We start from the raw sequence: 17,679 nt of genomic DNA, 5'->3' as shown, positions 1-17,679 counted from the left end.
GTATCGACCTCAAGTCGGCAAGGTCGGAACGAAAGAACTCGCGATGATCGAATCAGCAACGAGGAGAATGAACGCAAATCCACTGCTAAATTCGTGATTTTCAGTTCGTATCGATGCATAAACGTACGCCGCCAAGCTGAGGACCATTTCTTTTTCTACATTACGATGAGGCTATAAATACGATGGTAGTCGATCAAGTCGCAGTTCTCATCGATCAGCTGTTTCAGGCGAGAATATATTTGAATAATGGGGGTTTAACAGAGCCTTTTCGTATATTTTTCCACTACAACACACTTGTATTCGAATCGGCGTCTTAGGAGACTACTTGATTTTGGGGCCACTCTCGTAGGTCCGCCCCGGAAGTTCAACTTCGATCTCGAGTTCCGGTTCATCGACGCCCTCATACTCGACTTCTAACTCGACCGGCTCCCCAAACACGAAGGGCAGTTCCCAGTCGTCGCCGACGATCGTCAGCTCGTCGTCGTCACGAAGCTGTTCGCCGAGCGCGATCAGGAACTCGCCCGGCTCGCTTGCGTCCAGTCGATACGTCTCTTCGAAGTTCCGTCCCGATCGAATTGACGGTCGTTCATCGTCGTCGGACATCTATTGTGTCACCTTGACGGGCTCGTTGATCGCGATCCAGCCGTCGCTGTTCTCACATTCGATGAACACCGCTTTGCCGGGGGCGCTCTCACAGACAGAAAGTTCGGGCTTATTTTCGGAGGATGACTCGACAGCTCGCCCCGTTTCGGACTGCCTCCCTATTGACATACTAATATTTAGGTGGACCTAAAGTAAAACAGTTCGGATCCGGACGCACTCATGCCCTACGACTCACCGATCTTGTCACCAGAACACGTCGTGCCCCCGTCTGGACCTTCATCAGTTGGAACAAGAGTCTCTGCGAGTCGCTCAGCGACTTCCGGACTAACCAGTCCGGCCATTTGCATCGCCTCGCGTTCGTGTGTATCGAGGTCTAGCACCGAGCGGAAAAACCACGAGAGGGTCACATATGTCCCGTGTAACGCTTCCGCCTGCTCACGGCCCGAAGCTGTCAATTTTGCTCCCTCGTACGATTCATATTCGACGAGTCCCTCTGTCTCAAGTCGCTGAAACATCTCCGTCGTCGCGGCCTGTGAGCGGTCGAGTGCCGTTGCAACCTGTCCCGACGATATGGGTGGAGATGACTGCTGTTCGGCGATGAACAAAGCGAGGAGGTAGTCTGATTCTGCGGTCATTTGAACTCCTTATCGGCGGTCTCTTCAGTCGTCTGTTCTCCCACTTCGCGAGCCTGTTTAAAATCGTCGTCGCCATCTCTAGGGGTTCCAAACAGTTGGGCGTACAGCCATGCCCAGGCCTGAGCACGTTGAGACCGAGGTGGTTTACTCATCTGTCATACCCTCTGTGTCAGATGATCGCGAACAGATCGCTGACAGTCCGCCAACAGCGCGTCGAGACGCGTTACCGTTGACAAGATCGGGTACGAAACTGGGAACTCTTGATAGAGAAGCATCAGGAGCGAACGGTGTTCGAGACCGACTTGTGCATCCCGACTCGTCGTCGAATGAATGGTCTCCTGCCGGGCGAGAAGTCGCTCCTCACACCGTTCTCGGTGAGCCGATAGCTGTTCGTGGCGTCGCTGGAGTTCGGAGAATCCCAACCCGAGAAGCGAGGTCTCATTGTGATCTTCAACCCACCCGGTAACGCTCTGGCAGTCCCGGGCAGCCGCTTGGAGCGACTCAGTCTCGCGATCGAGCGCACTACTCATCGCAGTGAGTTCTCGCAACCGCTCCTGGCTCTTCGAACAGATCGCGTTTTGAACCTGTGGGGTTATGTCGGTATCCGTTTCTGGTGCGAGAACGAACGCGAGAGAGTCACCGAGCTCTTCGCGAATCGTTTCGAGCAACGGTTCCTCGGTATCGAGATCGGCGACACTGTGGGGACGAACGGTCTCGGTGAACAGCTCACGGACGCGATCGGCGTCGGTAGTCACGGCATCATGCTGTGATCCGCCTGCGACTGAAAGAGTCTCCCCAGCGGCCGACTGGCTCGTCGAGGTCGCCGTTGCCGGCTGTGGCGACAGCGACGCGACTCCCGATTGGAAGCGCTCGTAGGCTCGACGCTCCGCGTCAAAGTGCGTCTGTTCCCGCTCGACGCGCGTCAGCGCGCTGTCGATGTGCGTCTCAATCGGCATTTCAGCACACCTCCGGAGCGAAAACTTGACCGGAGCGATCGAGCGTTCCCGCGTCCTTGACAGATCGAAACGCGATATGCTGGCCGTCGTCGGAGGCGTTCATTCGAGTCGGAACCCACGCCTCCGCACATCTGTGGACGGTAAGCGCGATCGGAAGTAGCGGGAGCCGTCCGTCGTGGGGTCGGAGTACGTATCCGGAGAGCTCGACGACGAGTTCTGTAATCTGTCCGTCCATCGTCTCGGTATCGATCGTCTGGGCGCTCCGCCGAAAGAGACCGATATCCTGAAGCGCAGACAGCGATTCGTCGACGGACTGTGCTTCTGAGGACCGCGTCGGGGAGTCGGTCACATCCCTCGGCTCGTGTTCCAGTCGTTCTGCTGCTGCCGAGAGGAAGGCGACCTGGTCGGACGGATCAAGGCGATCGGCAAGTTCGACCGCCATGCTCTCCAAGAGCCGGATACATAGCCCGTCGGGGTCAGCAAGCTCTTCTGCGTGTGCGAAGTAGGCGTCCATGATCGCGGATTCGACGCCGTCGTAGCTGTGCTCGGAGAGCGTCTCGAAGACCGCCGCGGCGACGCGGTGACAGAACTCGACGAGTTCGCGGCCGCTCAACGACGAGCGATTCACGACCGGTTCGGTGAGCGCTGCCGAATACGTGGACTGTGAGTCAGGGTGCGCCTCGATACGCGCACACCGAGTCTGGACGCCCACAGCCTGGCACACGACGATGTCGTAGTACGGGAGCTGCGGGTCGTACCGCCGGAGCGCCTGTCGGTACTGTGTGGTCGCCTGCGCGGCCGCTCTCGCGGTCGCCCGCGTCTCGAACCGGAGTTCCGAAGCGGGGACGGGACGGTCACCGTATCGCGCACAGACGAGGTAGTACTCGCCGTTGTCGCTGGCCAGCGACTCGATGTGGTCTCGGATTTCGGTGAGTGTCGTGCCGATCACGGAGGGGTTCTTCGTACTGCTGGCGCGGAGGGGCGGAGTCTGGTCGGGCGACGGTGAGCACCGTTCCTTCCCGGTGCGACTGAACTGCCGATACCGACGGGTAGGTTGCTGCCCGCTCGTCGTTCGGCTGGCATCGGGAACGGTGTCTGTTCGGTCATGGGTTGTCGTTACTCTCCGAGACTCGGGTGCGTCTCCTGTTCGTCGGGGTGCGGCTCGGCGAAGCGCTCGCGCATCACGTCCAGCGAGGCGTCTTCCCTCGCTCGTCGTTCCTCGGCGTCGATCTCCTCACAGCCGGGTGGGAGGTCCCGCCCGCGGTCGGTGAAGTAGCCGTCGGGGGCGACCCAGTCGTGGTAGAACGGCCGGTCGTCGTCCTCCAAGATCGCGACCGCGACCTCCGCGCCGTGGCCGGCACAGACGATCGCCTGGTGAGGCTTCTCGGCGAGTCGTCCCGCCGCGTACAGCCCCTCGACTCCGGTCCGACCGCGCTCGTCGACGTCGACGAAGGCCTTCCCACGTTCGATGACGCCAACGCCGTTGACGCCGTCGAGGTAGCCGACCTCGTTCTTCGTCGCCGCGACGACGTACTCGGTGCGGTAACGGTCGCCGGCCGCGGTCTCGACCGCGAACCCGTCGTCGGTTCGCGTGACCTCCGTGACGGTCGCCTCGTGGCGCGTCGCGCCCGCCTCCTCGGCCTGTTCGCCGAGTAGGTCGAGCAGCTGCCGGGCGTTGACGCCGGCCGGGAAGCCGGGGAAGTTCTCCAAGTGCGCGTTGCGTCGGAGGATCGACCCGCCGGCGTCGACGACGAGCGTGTCGAGCCCGTGGCGGGCGGTGAACGTCGCCGCCGAGAGCCCGGCGACGCCGCCACCGACTATCGTCGTATCGTAGCGTTCAGTTTGCATGAGTGGTCTCGGTATCTTCGAGTTCGTTCGCCCGCTCTCGGATCTCACCGTTGTCGATAACGTCGAGTAGCCGATTCTGGCCGAGGACCTCGACCAGTCGTCGGAGACCCCGCTCTGTCGCCGCCTCGACCTCCTGGTCAGTCCGACGCGTGTCGAACGCCTCATCGATGTAGGCCTCACGAAGGTCCGTCAGTCGGTCTTCGGAGAGATCGGCTTCGATCTCGTTGTCGAACCACGTGCGCCAGCGTTCGCGCTCGGCCCATTCTCCCGCGAACTCCGCGTCGGATCTGAGCCAATCGTAGTGGGGTGCGACCTCACCCGAGTACCCGCGCTCACTCCGTCGGTCTTCCAACAGACATCGGGCGACGTGCGCGCCGTGCCCCGCGACGACGATGGCCTGTGCGCTTCGATCGCCGGCCGGCGAGGCGACGTACAGCCCGTCGATGGCCGTTCGACCGTCCTCGTCGGGATACTCCGGGTCGAAGCGTTCCTCGATTTCGCCGTGGTGCTCCTGTCGCTCGAACATGTCCTCGTCGCCCAGCCCGCGGAGATACGAGCCGTCGTACCACGCTGCGGCGATGACGTACGTTGCGGCGTGTTCAGCTCCGGTCTGTGTCTCGACGACGAACTTCGCGTCGGCGTCCGCCTGCGTGACCGTCTCCACGCGTTCCTCGACGATGTCACAGCCCGCCTCGGTGGCGTGAGCGTGCATGAGGGCGGTAAAGTCGTTGACAGCGATTCCGGCCGGGAATCCGAGATAGTTCTCTAGGTAGGCACATCGCGGCAGGGCCGCGCTCCCCTTGTCGAAGATGGCCGTATCGAGTCCGTAGCGTGCGGTGAACACGCCCGCCGAACAGCCCGCTGGTCCGCCACCCACCACGATGACGTCGTGGTCCGACGTCGGTTCAGACGTTCCCATTGACGATGTCCGCGACTCGCTGGCGGTCGAATAGCTGTTCGTCGTCGAACTCGTCCGGATAGACTCCCCGTGCGGCCATCTCCAACTGGAAGAGGTGAATGATCGGCCCCTGGTAGGTCTGTCCCGCGTAGAACACGCGACCGTCCTGTACCGCGGAGAGTTCGCTCGCCACGTCGTGGTTCTGCAGGTGCTCGACGACGTTCGTCCGGAAGTACTCCTCGGAAATGTCTCCTTCAATCCGAACGGCGAGCGCGTCCGGGTCGATGTCGAGAAGCGTCTCGTAGTCGATCGTTCCGCCACCGCCTTGGGTATCCACGACGTCGTTTTCGGCCAGCGCGTCGCGAACCCCCAAGTCGCGCCACTGCTTCGACTGGGTTCCCTCTCCCACGAGGTAGGGGTAGTACGACTCCGGCGGAACCCCGGCGGGAACGAGTACGGCGATGTCGGGCGTTTCCTCCGGGAGCCGAGACTGTACCCGGTCGAGGACCTCGTCGTGATACGACTCGAACGCCTCGTATCGCTCCCGTTCCTGGAAGACCGCCGCGAGCTTCTCGAAGGCCTCGTACAGCGAGTAGTGCCGGTAGTCGTGCCAGTCGTACACCTGCGTGAAGATCGTGTTCCCGAACCACGGCGCGACGTTCTCGCGGATCTCCTCGACGTCGGCCTCACTCCAGCCGAGACGGTTGACCATGAACTTCGGATCGATTACGTGGAGGTCCGCATCCAGTTCGTAGAAGACCTCCTTACCGGTCCCCTCGTCGTACAGCGGCGTCAGCTCACCGACTGAGACGCCGGAAAGTTCCTCGTAGTGGTGGGAGCCGAACCGAGAGGCGAGTCCGATCGCTTCGAGCCCGTCCCCCTGTCCGAGCGCGACACCCATGTCCGCATAGTCGCCGGTGAACGGGAACCACGTCTCAGGAGGTTCTTCGAACTCCAACGTGCCAACTGGCTCCATCGTCACCGAGTACGACGTATCTTCGGGAGTTTCGTTTTCTTCGGAAGCGTCCGTTTCCCCGCCCGTCGACTCTTCCGTGGTCGGACTGTCGGTATCGGTGTTATCGCCACCGGCACTGTCCCCGGTACACCCGGCCAGCAGCCCACCAGTGACGATTGTGCCGCCATACTTCACGTAGTCTCTTCGCGTCGGTTCCTCGTGTGCCGTGTCGGTAGTGTCGATGGTGTCGTCGCTCATTGTCAGTCGTCTCCGGTGATGATATCCGCGACTCGCTGGTGGTCGAACAGCTGTTCCTCCTCGGTGAACTCGGGGTACGTGTCGCCGTTCTCGTACGTGGGCCACGCGCCGAACTGGTCAGAGTACAGCTGCTTGGCGGTCATCTCCAGCTGGAAGAGGTTCATCAGCGGCCCCTGCCACCGCGTCCCTTGGACAGTCACTCGGTCGTTCTGGACGGCCGCCAACTCGCGGCCGACAGGGTCGTCGTCGAGGTTCCGGCGCAGCTCCTCGAAGTCGACGGCGTCCGTGACCGTCCACAGCGAGAGGATCGCGTCGGGGTCGGCCTCCAGTACGGCCTCCATGTCGACCTGCTTGAACGCGCCGTCCCACTCCTCGCCGCCGAAGGCGTCGACCGCCCCGAGCGGCCGGGTGTGGGCGTTGAAGTAGCCCGGCGCGTTGAGCCGGATCACGTAGATCGCGGAGAGATCCGTCGAGATCGAGAGGTACGCCGCGGTCGGGCGCTCGTCCTCCGGCGGAAGCCCAGCCTCGATGGTGTCGAGGAGGTCGTCGTGAACGGCCCGCAGCTGCTCGTACCGGGTCCGCTCGCCGTACAGGTTCCCGACCTGCTCGAACACGTCCCAGAGCCGGTGGTACTCGTAGCCGTCGGCCCACTTGTCGGGCGGCGACTGGTGGAAGCTGCTGTAGTAGTTGCCGAGCCACGGACCGACGTTTTCGGCGATCTCGTCGATGTCCTCTCGGGCCCAGTTGTCCTGGGTCGTCACCCACGCGGGATCGACGAGGTGGAGGTCGCTGTCGAGCTCGTACAGCTGCTCTTTCTCGAACCCGTACGCACCAGTTCTGTCTCGCCACGCGATCTCGACGTCGTCGAGCCCGGCGGTGAAGTACTCCAGCGTCGAGGCGGTACCGTCCCACCAGACGCTGTTGACGCTCTCGCCGCGGTCGAGTGCGGTCGCCATGTCGGCGAACCACGGGAAGTGCGCGAACACGTTCGTTGGCGGCTCCTCGAGTGTGACCTCGCCGACCGGCGACAGCTCGGCAGTGTACGTCGGTTCCTCGGTCGACTCTTCGGCGTCGGTCGATTCCTCTGACTCGTCGCTCCCGTCTCCCGACTTGTTGGTCGGTGTCGACTCCGAACTCGGCTCTTCCTGTGACTGTCCGGTACAGCCAGCGAGCAGTCCCGTACCGGCGAGTGCGCCGCCGTACTTGATCGCCGTCCTCCGGGTCAGTGGGTTCGTTCGATTTGTGTTGTCTTCGTTCACGTTCAGCTGTCTCCGTTGATGATGTCTGCGACGCGCTGGCGGTCGAACAGCTGTTCGTTGCCGGTCACGTCACCGAACTCTTCGGGGTAGATCTGCTTGGCCGCCCGTTCGGTGAGGAACAGGTTGTGAATCGGTCCCTGGTTGAGATAGCCGCCGCGGTATACGCGATCATTCTGTACGGCCGCAAGTTCGCCGCCGACCGAGTGGTCTTTCATGTACGCGAGGACGGTGTCGCGGAACTCTTGGGCCGATTTCCGCTCGTGGCCCCGAATGAGGAGCACGTCCGGGTCGACCTTGAGGAGGTTTTCGTAGTCGAGTTCGCCGCGATTGGTCGTACTGAGGTTCTCGATGTCGGTGCCCGCAAGCGCGTCGGTAACGCCCAGATCGCGCCACTGTTTCTTGCTCGTGCCCTTGTCGATCAGGCGGTACGGCGAGAACGTCTCCGGCTCCTCGGTGCCCTCGAAGGTGAGGAACACGTTCGGCCGCTCGTCGACCGGAGGCAGCCGAGTCTGCAGGTCGGCGATGAACTCGTCGTGAAGCGCGGCAAACGCCTCGAAGCGCGCCGTCTCGTCGAATACAGCTGCGACTCGCTCGAACGCCTCGTACAGCGTGTAGTAGCGGTAGTCGTGCCACTCGTCAGAACGTCGGAAGATCAGATTCCCGAAGAACGGCGCGACGTTCTCGGTGATCTCGTCGACGTCGTCGTCGTCGTCCCAGTCGAACCAGTTGACGAGCATCCGCGGGTCGTAGAGGTGTATGTCGGCGTCCAGCTCGTAGAACTCCTCTTTCGTCCGAACCTCCGGATGCGCCTCAACGGTGTCACGGTCGACACCGACGCCGGGCAGCTGGTCGTACACGTACGTATAGTATCGCGGCGCGTGGCCGAGACCCGTGAGGCCGTCACCCTGACCGAGTGCGACCGCCATATCCGCGTAGCCGCCGTCGTACGCGACCCACCGCTCAGGCGGCTGCTCGAATGTCACCTCGCCTATCGGCTCCATCGATGCAGTGTACGGTTCGGGACCGTCCTCGTTCTCGGTCGCATCGTCAGTCGTCGAGTTGGTGGATGTGCCCCCAGTGTTCTCGTTATCTTCGACTGCGTCGCCGTCAGCGTTACCGGTACAGCCCGCAAGTAGTCCACCACCGACGACCGCACCGCCGTACTTGATCGTGTCTCTCCGCGTCGGTGCTTCCCGTCGACTCACATTATTGTCACTCATTGTCAGATATCTCCGTTGATGATGTCCGTAACGTGCTGGCGATCGAACAGCTGTTCCTCGGCCGGAACATCTGGGAACTGTACCGGGTCGAACGTACCGAACGCATCCGGATACAACAGCCGTGCGACGAGCTCTGTCTGGAAGAGGCTCGCGATCGGCCCCTGTAGGAAGTACGGGCCGGGATAGACCGCGTCGTTCTCAACGGCGGTAAGCTGGCTGCCGATGGAATGCTCGGTTAGTGGGGTGACGAACTGCTCACGGAACCCCTCCGCCGAGAACTCGCCGTCGTCGTCGGTCAGGCGGATCCCGCCATGGATAACAATGATGTCGGGATCGATCTCCGCCATCGACTCGTAATCGAGCATCCCGTCAATCTGTTCCTCGCTGAACGTGCTTTCGACTCCGAGGTCTCGATACTGCTTCATTTCGGCCCCCTCGGAGTCGGTAGTCATGGCGGCGAACTCACCAGCCTGGAGATCAGATCCGAAGTTTACCAGTCCGACTTCGGGGCGCTCGCTCTCGGGCGGCAGTTTCGAATCGATTTCGGCGCGGAGGTCGTCGTGAACCTCGACGAACGCCTCGTACCGTTCGCGTTCGTCGAAGACATCAGCCAGTCGATCGAACGCCTCGTACATCGAGTAGAGTTCGTAGTCGTGAAACTCCCGACGGCGGACGATGTTGTTCCCGAAGAAGGGTGCGACGTTCGTCGCGATACTCTCCGTGTCAGTTTCGTCCCAAGAGCTGTCGAACCCGGAACCGTGTAGATAGTTCGGGTCACAGAGGATGACGTCCGGATCGAGCTCGTAGAACAGTTCCTGGTCCCAACCGCCTCCCGCGAGCGGATTCGGAACGTCCGTCGGCATCGAGACGCCGACGCGCTCGTACAGGTATCCCGGTGGATACCAGCCCGCCGGAAGGAACCCCTCGCGCTGTCCGAGTGCAATCGCCATATCTGCCCATGGGCCCGTGATCGCCATCCACGTCTCCGGAACCGACTCGAACTCGACGGTCCCGACAGGTTCCATCGTCACCGAGTAGCTCTCGTCATCGGGTTCGGTCTCCTCTGTCGAGGTGTTTATCTCCGTCTGTGTGTCTTCGGGCGTCGCGTCAGAGCCTGAATCTCCACTACAGCCCGCGAGCAGGCTCGCCCCGATGGCGCTGCCACCGTACTTGATCGTGTCTCGCCGCGTCGGTGCCTCCCGTCGAATCGTGTCGTTAGTGTCGTTATCACTCATTTCAGTCACCGCTGTTCTCGTCCGCCACCGCTCCGAGTAGTCCCCGTGATTCGAGTTCCGCACGTAGTACGTCGTCGTCGAGCCGAGTTGCAAGCGCCCGCTGCCCTTCGGTCCGGCGTTCGTCCTGCTCTTCTCGGCTCATAAGCTGTGAGAGCTTCTCAGCGACGTGCTGATCTTCTAGCAGGTCGAGTTTCGCATTGCTGTGATCCGAGTTCTCTGGAATCGTCTCTCTGAAGTGCTTTCGGACCTTCTCTTCCCAGTCGTCGTCTCCGTAGCCCTCTTCGAGAAACACCCAATCGCGGTGGTGATCGACGACCTCCTCCCAGAATCCCTCGTCTTCGAGTCGAACGTTCCTGATGAGTTGTGTTGCGACCCGTCCGCCCCGTCCGGCGGCGATGATTACCTGTGCGTCTGCCTCTTCCGACGGCGAGGCGATGTAGAGACCGTCGACCGGGGTCGTCCCGTCCATTTCGGGATACTCGCGATCGAAGCGTTCGTGTTCCTCGCCATCGTGCTCGTACGTCTCGAACATCGCCTCATCGTCTCCGAGTCCGCGCACGTACTCGGCGTCGTAGCGCGTGGCGGCGATCACCCGGCGGGCGGTAACACGCTCTCCGTCCTGGGGTTCGATGGCGAACCCTGATCCGTCCTGTTCGATCGTTTCGACCAGATCGGGGACGATCGTACAGCCGGCCGTCTCAGCGTGGTCGTGTAGTAGATCGTAGAACGTCTCGATATCGATTCCCGCTGGGAAGCCGGGGTAGTTCTCGAGGTGGGCGAGTCGTTGGAGCGAAGAGCGTCCCCGGTCGAAGATGACGGTGTCGAGTCCGTACCGGGCAGTAAAGATCCCGGCCGAGCAACCCGCTGGGCCGCCACCAACGATGACGAGATCGTGGTCGAAGTCAGTACCGGCTTGTACGGTGGCTTCGTCCACGTTCAGATGTCTCCGTTGATGATGTCGGCGACGCGCTGGCGATCGAACAGCTGTTCGTCTTCCGGGATATCGTAGGTCCCATCGTCATTGTAGGTCGGGAACGCTCCAAACTGCTCAGGGTAGATCTGCTTTGCCGCCATCTCTATCTGGAACAGATTCCAAATTGGACCCTGCATCGAATCACCGCCACCGTACAGCCGATCGTTCTGCACCGCGCTCAACTCCGAGCCAACCGAATCGTCTTTGAGTTCGAGCATCGACTGGTACCGTTCGTCGAATCCGCCCGTGCCAAAGTTGTGAATGAGAACGTCCGGATCGAGTTCGAGCATCGCTTCGAGGTCGTAGGTTCCTCCATCCGATTCGTACGTGCGGTCGCTCTCAGCGAATACGTCCCGTACACCGAGCGGCCGATAATGGGACACACCGAAGCCCTCGTTGTCTATTTTGTATGGTGAGAACTCCGCCCAGTCATTCATTACGACGAGTCCGACTGTTGGACGTTCCTCTTCGGGTGGGAGGTTGGACTCGACGTGAGCAACAAGTTCGTCACGAACCTGTTTCAATTTCTGTAGCCTTTCTGTCTCACGGAACACCTGCGCGACTTTTGCGTACAACTCCCATGCAGTGTAATACTCATAATCCTCGATACCCGTATCAGTGTGTGCTCTCGAAAACCGGTTCCCAAAGTAGGGGGCAACATTTTCGGTGATTTCTTCGACGTCATCCTCTCCAAAGTCGAAATACTCTGAATACACGTAGTACCACGTCGGATCGTGGAGGATGAGGTCAGGATCGACCTGGTAGATGATTTCCTTGTCGTCGTGGCCGACTGTTACTCGCGTCGACGGGTCGAACTCGATTCCGGGGAGCTGTTCGTAGTATCCGGTATAGAAGTTGTCTCCCATCGCTTCGATCGCCTCACCGTGTCCATAGGCGACCGCCATGTCTACGTAGTGATTATTATACGCGAGTACCCGATTTGGAACCTCCTCAAATTCGACGGTTCCGATCGGTGATATCGTCACCGAGTACGACGTGTCCTCGGGAGTGTCCGTCCCTTCGGTGGTCGTACTGTCGCTGGATCCGTCGCCTCCATTGTCGCCGGACCCGTCGCTTCCGCTGTCGCCAGTACATCCAGCGAGCAGCCCGCCGCCGACGACCGCCCCGCCGTACTTCACGTAGTCTCTGCGTGTCGGTGCCTCGTGTCGTATTGTCTTTTCGGGGCCTTGTTTAGACGCAGTACAAATCGGCTCTTGCGGCGTATGCTCCGCGAACAGATCGACACGATGAGGCACTCAGGACAGATTTTAGATCAACCGCAACGGCCCGTGACTCGCCGGTTGAGGAGCGTCTAAACACGGCCAAAACGAAGTAGAACGAGTCGAAGCGCTGGATGAAGAGGAACTCGAGTCTTCCAGCTTCGATTTCGATTTCTTCAGTCTTAGTCCAGAGTGTAGCCCATAGATTGACTCCTAAGACGTGTATACCCCGTCAACCAGGCACCACAATTTGAACGTGAAATGAGCGCTGAAAAACCGAATCACCTATTGATCTCAGCTTTGAACGTTGAAGTTCAGTCGATCACATCAAGAACTCTCTAATCGCTCCATTAGAGCGTGAATCTGCGTTTTCGATGCGTAGTTAGTTCTCAAAATGACACAGACGGAGAGTCTCGGTAATTCGGAGTCGCTGTCAGCGGCAAAGGCGGTGTTGCCACTCACGACCACTGTCCTGATCGGCGGACAGCTACCGGAAGAACCGGTCGTCGAGTGGTTGGTTTGCTGGAACTGTCCTGCACACACCGAGCGCTGTCCAGGCTGCTCGCAGCACCATCTCACAGAATTCCGTGAATGACCACTGCCAGAGGCGGCGCCCCCGCGGCGGGGCGCCGCCACGTACCTCCAGTGGAGATACCGCCAGCTGTTCTGGAGCAGCAGGCTCACCACAAACATCACCAGTCGCAGACCAGCATCCTCAGAACTGGTGAACGCGAGGCTCTGCTTGGCTAATCGGTAGCTCGATTCGATGCCGAAGCGCTTGCTGTAGTGCTCTCGTGCATCTCGTGGTGTGTCGATAAACGGCGCGTCAGCGGCGTAGCCGTGACGCGCCACCCCGTGTTCGTCGTATCGTCCTTGCTGGTAGACGCAGTCGATGAACACAGGGAACGTCACCTTGCCGGCGAGATCGTGTTCGATCTCGCGGCTCCAGCCGCTGCTAAGTTCGTTCTGAATCGTCTCACCCCACTTGACAATCGGCATGGCGAAAGCGTAGTTGTGCGCGTACAGCAGGCTGAGACAGGTGCTATTGTAGAATCCGCGATCCAGGTAGACGGCCTTGACGCCGAGGTCAAGGCCGTCGAGGAGTTCGAGAAACTCGGCGAGGACATCGCTGGTGGTGTCGCCAGCGACCAGCTGGCGAACCGCCAGCGTGTACCGTTTGTTGCGTACCCGCGCATAGAGCGTTGCATAGGCGTGAAACGTCGTTGTTCCGCGTTTCGCTTGAGACGAGTACAACGCCTCTGTCTCATCTTCGTCGCCGTAGTAGGGATCGAGGTGGAGGTCGGCGACGACCTCCACCGATCGATCCGGCAGTGTTTCAAGAGCATCCCGTTGCAGGAGCGTGTCTCCGACCGCCTCAACAGAGTCAAGGTCGAACTGATCGGTGAGATATCCACGGACGGTATTGGCGTGCGGCGAGTCATCAGTCGTTTCGCAGACGTGGTTGATCGAGGTCCCGCCGGCGCTGGCGCCGGCGAGGACCTCGTACAACGTCTCCGTCGTGACCTCAACGTCTTCGCCGAGATCTAACGCAAGCTCCTCGTCGAGGCTGTTGACGACAAAATTAAGCAGGTGCTCTTCCTCTATCTCGCTGTCTGCTTGGGTAGGCTTCACACCGCATCCAAGCAGACACTTCCTCTAACCCGATGTGATCGACTGAGACTCGTGTTCGGTGCCGGACCCCGGTGTTTTTTGCAATCGAAAATGAGGAGCGCACATGGTAACCAGACGGTCTCTCGTCGCAACGCTCGGTCTCTCCGCCTTGGCCGGCTGTTCGAAGCTGGCCAAGACGGGTGCGAAGGTGGGCGACGACGCCGCAGAAGCCGCACAGACGGAGACGCCGTCCGAGACGCCCGTCGAGGGGATCGACATGGACGACCTCGGAACGGTCCCGAAGGACGGCGACGCGTCGATGGAGATCGTCGCCGTCGACCACACCGAACCCCGCATCGTCTCGTCTGACCACGTCCCGGACGCGTCCGGTGGTGACACCTTCGAGCTCACGCTGCAGAACACCGGCGTCGAGGGTGACATCCGGGTGACGATGTGGTGGCTCCCGGAGGGAACGTCGGCGGACGAGGACGAGATCCCCGACTCGCGACTCGGACGTATCGCCGTCGGCTTCCGCGAACACCGACAGAAGACCGTGTTCTTCGACGCCGACGAACGGCGGACGGTCGAGGTGACCGGCGAACCGCCCAGCGACGCCGACGGCTACTACTTCACGGCCGACATCGCGACCCGAACCGTTCGGATACGGAACGACGGGTCCCCGGGTGAGGTCACCGTGCGCCTCCAGTCGAAAGCGGCCGAACGGACGACGTTCGACGAGAAGACGGTGTTCGTCGGCGAGGGGCGCGAAACGGTCGTCGAGTTCGCAGCCCACTACCCGAACATCAGCGACGAGTGGGAGTTCGTCCTCGAAACGCCCGGCGAAGAGGGGTGATCGGCGGCCGCCGGACGACGGAGCGGCGCATCGATGGGGCACTCACCCGCGTGGGTCGTCTATAGTAACAATTGAAGCGATATACACACCGATCGCACTGCTGTCGTGCGATCGGGTGTGCATTGATTTTCAATGGCTACTGTAGTGTCACGACCCGGTCGGCCCACTCGCGCAGTGCCGTCAGCGCGGTCCGTTCGTGTCTCGACACGGGATCGTCGGTGCCGAGTTCGTCGCTCGCGAAGGCGTTGGCGACGACCAGTCGTGCGGCCCCACAGTACGCACACAGCGGTCCGATGTCGCCGTCGGCCTGGAACGGGATGGTGGCGTCGTTGACGAACACCGCCGTCGGATCGTCGGGAGCGTCGGCGAACAGCGCCCGGGCGCGGTCGGCGTTGTCGCGGGCCAGCGCCGCCTCGTCGTCGGCTCCCTCCGAGCGCGGTGCGTGAGCGTCGAGAGCGCGGTAGTCGACCGCCGCCGGAAGCGTCGCCACGCGGTCGAGACGCCCGCCAAGAATCCGGCCGTCGCGTTCGACCTCGGGGGCGAAATCGAGGGCGACGACGCCGTCAGTGCCGTGCTCCGCGAGCCACTGCTCCAGCAGCTCCCCGGTCGCCGTCGTCTTGCCGACGTTGGCGGGTCCGACGATCAGGGTCCGCCCGCTCTCGATCGACATCAGGCCAGCAGTTCCTCGCGGACGTACTTGCCTCCGAGGACGAGGGTCGCCAGCGCGATCGCCGCGCCGAAGGTCACGACGAACCCGGAGAGCGGGCCGACGCCGGCAGCCACCTGTTCGCGGACGAAGTTCGCCGCGAGCACGCCGGTGACGGCGAGCAGCGCGACGCCGCCGAGGTTGGTCGCCGCCGAGTTCTGCCGCGAGACCGTGTCGGTGTTGAGCAGGTAGAGGACGATCGCGATCGCGAAGGGCGTCCCGAGCGTGCCGACCGCCAGGATCAACACCAGCTGTCCGAGCACGTTTCCGGGGATGAACGCACCGGGGATCGACAGCAGCGCGACGCCGACCAGCAGCGCCCGGTAGCGGGCGTCGCTCACGTCGGTGTCCCAGCCGAACTTGTCGGCGATCAGGAAGGGCGGGACGATCGTGTTCGCGCCCAGCGTCGAGACGGCCGCGCCGGCCAGGCCGACGAGGAAGAGCCACTGGGCACTGTCGCCGGCGATCGGACCCAGCGCCTGTGCCGCGCCGATCGTCGTCAGATCCGTCGACGTGAGGACGCTCGCGGCGACCAGGAAGATCGCCAGGCTGTACAGCCCGAAGACGAGCAGCATCGACGCGCCGATGTCGAACGTCGCCAGGTCGCTGTCTCGCTCGGTCCACCCGCGGGCCCGCATCGTGTAGGAGTGCATCGTGACGAGCGTGATGTGGACGGCCCCGCCGACGATGCCGGCCGCCATCACCGCGCTTCCGGCGGGCAGGGACGGAACGAGCCCGGCCGCGGCCGCACCCGCGTCGATCGGGACGACGAACAGCGAGGCGACGAAGGCGAGGACCACCAGCGACACCAGCAGCTTCGCGGCGAGTTCGAGGAAGCGATAGCCCCGCCCGGCCAGTCCGACGGCGAGGACGAGCCCCCAGATCACGCCCCAGATGCCGGCGTCGATCCCGGTCATCGTCGCCGAAACCCCGGCGACGGTCTTCATGATCACCAGCTGTGCGACTCCCGAAGCGAGGACAGCGTCGGCCACGAGCAGCCACGCCCAGCTCTCACCGAGCGCGTCCTCGACGACGGCGACGATGCCGCGCTCGGTCAGCAGGCCCAGCCGCATCGCCAGGAACTGCGAGAGCGCGCCCGCCCCCGCGGAGACGATCACGACCCACAGCAGCGTGTAGCCGAAGCCGGCCCCCGCCGACAGCAGGCTCCCCATCGTCGCCGGGCCGGCGGCGATCGCACCGGCGACCCACGCCGGCCCCATCTCGTCGACGTACGAACGGACTGTCCCACGCCCGAATCTCGGTGCCGCAGTCGTTTCACCACTCATTGCCCACACCTTCACGGTCGGACATAAAAGAGTGCTGAACTGCGTTGTACTACCCGGTGGTAGATCGCCAGCCCGCCTGCGGGTGTCTCCCGGCGAGGCCGCCAGAAGCGTGTGAGATATCGTGAACGTCTACCCGGTGCTGGCTGGGGCTGCCAACTCGCCGCACGCTCTTGGACGAACCGCACGCGGCGGCCCGGACGACTTTTATCGACCCTGTCCGAACGGCCGCCATGTCGCTGGTCTTGCCGAGCGAGATCGTCGTCGAGGAGGTCCTCCCGCGGATCCGCGCGATGCTCGCACGCGAGCTCGCCGACGAGGGATTGACACAGCAGGCCGTCGCCGACCACCTCGGCGTGACCCAGGCCGCAGTGAGTACGTATCTGGACGGCGAACTCGACCGAACGGGACCGGTCGCGGGCGATCCACGGACACAGGCGACCGTCGAGGAGATCGCCGCCGGGCTGGCGAGTGGATCGATGGACGGCTACGACGCGCTGGCCGAGTTGCTCGACCTGATCGCCGCGTTCGAGGATCGCGGACCGATCTGTACGCTCCACGAGGACGCGATGCCGGCCCTGCGGGGACTGGGCTGTGACCTCTGTGTACGCGGCGACGACCCCGCGCTGGCGACCGAGCGCGAGACGCTGGCGACCGTCCGGCGAGCCGCCCGCCTCCTGTCGACGGCCGACGGGATGGCGGCAGTGATCCCCAACGTCGGCACGAACGTCGGGACGGCGCTCCCCGAGGCGACCGACCTGACCGACGTGGCGGCGATTCCGGGCCGCATCCACGCAATGGGGGGCCGGGTCGAGGTGCCCTCCGAACCGGAGTTCGGGGCCTCCAGCAACGTGTCGACGGTGATCCTCGCGGCTCGGGCCGTCGATCCGTCGATCGGTGGGGCACTCAACCTCGCGACCGACGACGCGCTGCTGGCGGCCGCTCGCGAACGCGACATCGAGCCGTTACAGTTCGACGCCGACTACGACGACCGCTCCGAGCGGCTCCGCGAACAGTTCGAGCGACGGGGCGACGTGCCGCGGGTCGTCTACCACGAGGGGGCGTTCGGGATCGAACCGATCACGTACGTGCTCGGCGAGACCGCCGAGTCGGCCGCACAGCTGGCCGTCGAGCTGGTCGCCGAAATCGCGTAGACAGGCCGTCTG

At 62.5% G+C, this 17,679-nt stretch carries 16 protein-coding genes and 1 pseudogene; 2 read left to right on the top strand and 15 right to left on the bottom strand.

Features of this window, described 5'->3' with window-relative positions:
• Positions 1 to 321: 321 nt before the first annotated feature.
• The 13 genes and pseudogenes from HALKA_RS0106325 to HALKA_RS19185 all read right to left on the bottom strand — a co-directional run bounded on the left by HALKA_RS0106325 (position 322) and on the right by HALKA_RS19185 (position 13,692).
• Positions 322 to 603, bottom strand: coding sequence for an amphi-Trp domain-containing protein (locus tag HALKA_RS0106325; protein ID WP_018257186.1), 282 nt, complete (start codon positions 601 to 603; stop codon positions 322 to 324).
• Positions 604 to 827: 224 nt separating this feature from the next.
• Entirely contained in the window at positions 828 to 1,238 is a 411-nt protein-coding gene (locus HALKA_RS19195; RefSeq protein ID WP_018257184.1) for a metal-dependent transcriptional regulator, read from the bottom strand.
• A gap of 155 nt (positions 1,239 to 1,393) precedes the next feature.
• Positions 1,394 to 2,194 (bottom strand): DUF7260 family protein, encoded by an 801-nt coding sequence (locus HALKA_RS0106310; protein WP_018257183.1) that lies wholly within the window; start codon positions 2,192 to 2,194, stop codon positions 1,394 to 1,396.
• A gap of 1 nt (position 2,195) precedes the next feature.
• The gene (locus HALKA_RS0106305) at positions 2,196 to 3,143 is read right to left on the bottom strand and encodes a DUF7551 domain-containing protein (protein ID WP_018257182.1); all 948 of its coding nucleotides are present in this window, start codon (positions 3,141 to 3,143) and stop codon (positions 2,196 to 2,198) included.
• Positions 3,144 to 3,310: 167 nt separating this feature from the next.
• Positions 3,311 to 4,042: an NAD(P)/FAD-dependent oxidoreductase gene (locus HALKA_RS0106300; protein ID WP_018257181.1), complete on the bottom strand. Its 732-nt coding sequence runs from the start codon at positions 4,040 to 4,042 to the stop codon at positions 3,311 to 3,313.
• Positions 4,032 to 4,961 carry an NAD(P)/FAD-dependent oxidoreductase gene (locus HALKA_RS19190; RefSeq protein WP_018257180.1) on the bottom strand — a complete coding sequence of 310 codons (930 nt, stop codon included), beginning with the start codon at positions 4,959 to 4,961 and terminating at the stop codon, positions 4,032 to 4,034. The genes HALKA_RS0106300 and HALKA_RS19190 overlap by 11 nt, the downstream gene beginning before the upstream one ends.
• Complete coding sequence (locus tag HALKA_RS0106290) at positions 4,948 to 6,153, bottom strand: ABC transporter substrate-binding protein (RefSeq protein ID WP_018257179.1); 1,206 nt, start codon at positions 6,151 to 6,153, stop codon at positions 4,948 to 4,950. Before HALKA_RS0106290 ends, HALKA_RS19190 begins: the two co-directional genes overlap by 14 nt.
• Positions 6,154 to 6,155: 2 nt before the next feature.
• On the bottom strand, positions 6,156 to 7,412 hold the full coding sequence (locus tag HALKA_RS0106285; RefSeq protein WP_018257178.1) for an ABC transporter substrate-binding protein: 1,257 nt from the start codon (positions 7,410 to 7,412) through the stop codon (positions 6,156 to 6,158).
• 2 nt (positions 7,413 to 7,414) lie between these two features.
• The gene (locus HALKA_RS0106280; protein WP_026190185.1) at positions 7,415 to 8,632 is read right to left on the bottom strand and encodes an ABC transporter substrate-binding protein; all 1,218 of its coding nucleotides are present in this window, start codon (positions 8,630 to 8,632) and stop codon (positions 7,415 to 7,417) included.
• A gap of 2 nt (positions 8,633 to 8,634) precedes the next feature.
• Entirely contained in the window at positions 8,635 to 9,867 is a 1,233-nt protein-coding gene (locus tag HALKA_RS0106275; protein WP_018257176.1) for an ABC transporter substrate-binding protein, read from the bottom strand.
• Between the two features lies 1 nt (position 9,868).
• A complete protein-coding gene (locus HALKA_RS0106270) occupies positions 9,869 to 10,801 on the bottom strand; it encodes an NAD(P)/FAD-dependent oxidoreductase (RefSeq protein WP_018257175.1) in 933 nt (310 codons plus the stop codon).
• A 2-nt stretch (positions 10,802 to 10,803) separates the two neighbouring features.
• A complete protein-coding gene (locus HALKA_RS0106265) occupies positions 10,804 to 11,979 on the bottom strand; it encodes an ABC transporter substrate-binding protein (protein WP_018257174.1) in 1,176 nt (391 codons plus the stop codon).
• A 568-nt stretch (positions 11,980 to 12,547) separates the two neighbouring features.
• Positions 12,548 to 13,692: pseudogene (locus tag HALKA_RS19185) on the bottom strand (ISH3 family transposase).
• A gap of 103 nt (positions 13,693 to 13,795) precedes the next feature.
• Between HALKA_RS19185 and HALKA_RS0106255 the strand changes: the two are divergent.
• Entirely contained in the window at positions 13,796 to 14,524 is a 729-nt protein-coding gene (locus HALKA_RS0106255) for a hypothetical protein (protein ID WP_018257173.1), read from the top strand.
• 136 nt (positions 14,525 to 14,660) lie between these two features.
• Here HALKA_RS0106255 and HALKA_RS0106250 read toward each other — a convergent pair whose 3' ends face one another.
• Together HALKA_RS0106250 and HALKA_RS0106245 are read right to left on the bottom strand one after the other, a co-directional pair.
• Positions 14,661 to 15,194: a hypothetical protein gene (locus tag HALKA_RS0106250; protein ID WP_018257172.1), complete on the bottom strand. Its 534-nt coding sequence runs from the start codon at positions 15,192 to 15,194 to the stop codon at positions 14,661 to 14,663.
• The gene (locus HALKA_RS0106245) at positions 15,194 to 16,516 is read right to left on the bottom strand and encodes an NRAMP family divalent metal transporter (protein WP_018257171.1); all 1,323 of its coding nucleotides are present in this window, start codon (positions 16,514 to 16,516) and stop codon (positions 15,194 to 15,196) included. The genes HALKA_RS0106250 and HALKA_RS0106245 overlap by 1 nt, the downstream gene beginning before the upstream one ends.
• A gap of 230 nt (positions 16,517 to 16,746) precedes the next feature.
• On the opposite strand from HALKA_RS0106245, the gene HALKA_RS0106240 reads away from it, so the two are divergent.
• Positions 16,747 to 17,667: a thiamine-phosphate synthase family protein gene (locus tag HALKA_RS0106240; protein WP_018257170.1), complete on the top strand. Its 921-nt coding sequence runs from the start codon at positions 16,747 to 16,749 to the stop codon at positions 17,665 to 17,667.
• Positions 17,668 to 17,679: the final 12 nt, after the last annotated feature.

It is taken from the genome of Halomicrobium katesii DSM 19301 (assembly GCF_000379085.1).
GTDB lineage: Archaea > Halobacteriota > Halobacteria > Halobacteriales > Haloarculaceae > Halomicrobium > Halomicrobium katesii.
Note: the sequence above shows the minus strand (reverse complement) of the source record. Positions and strands in the feature narration are given on the sequence as shown.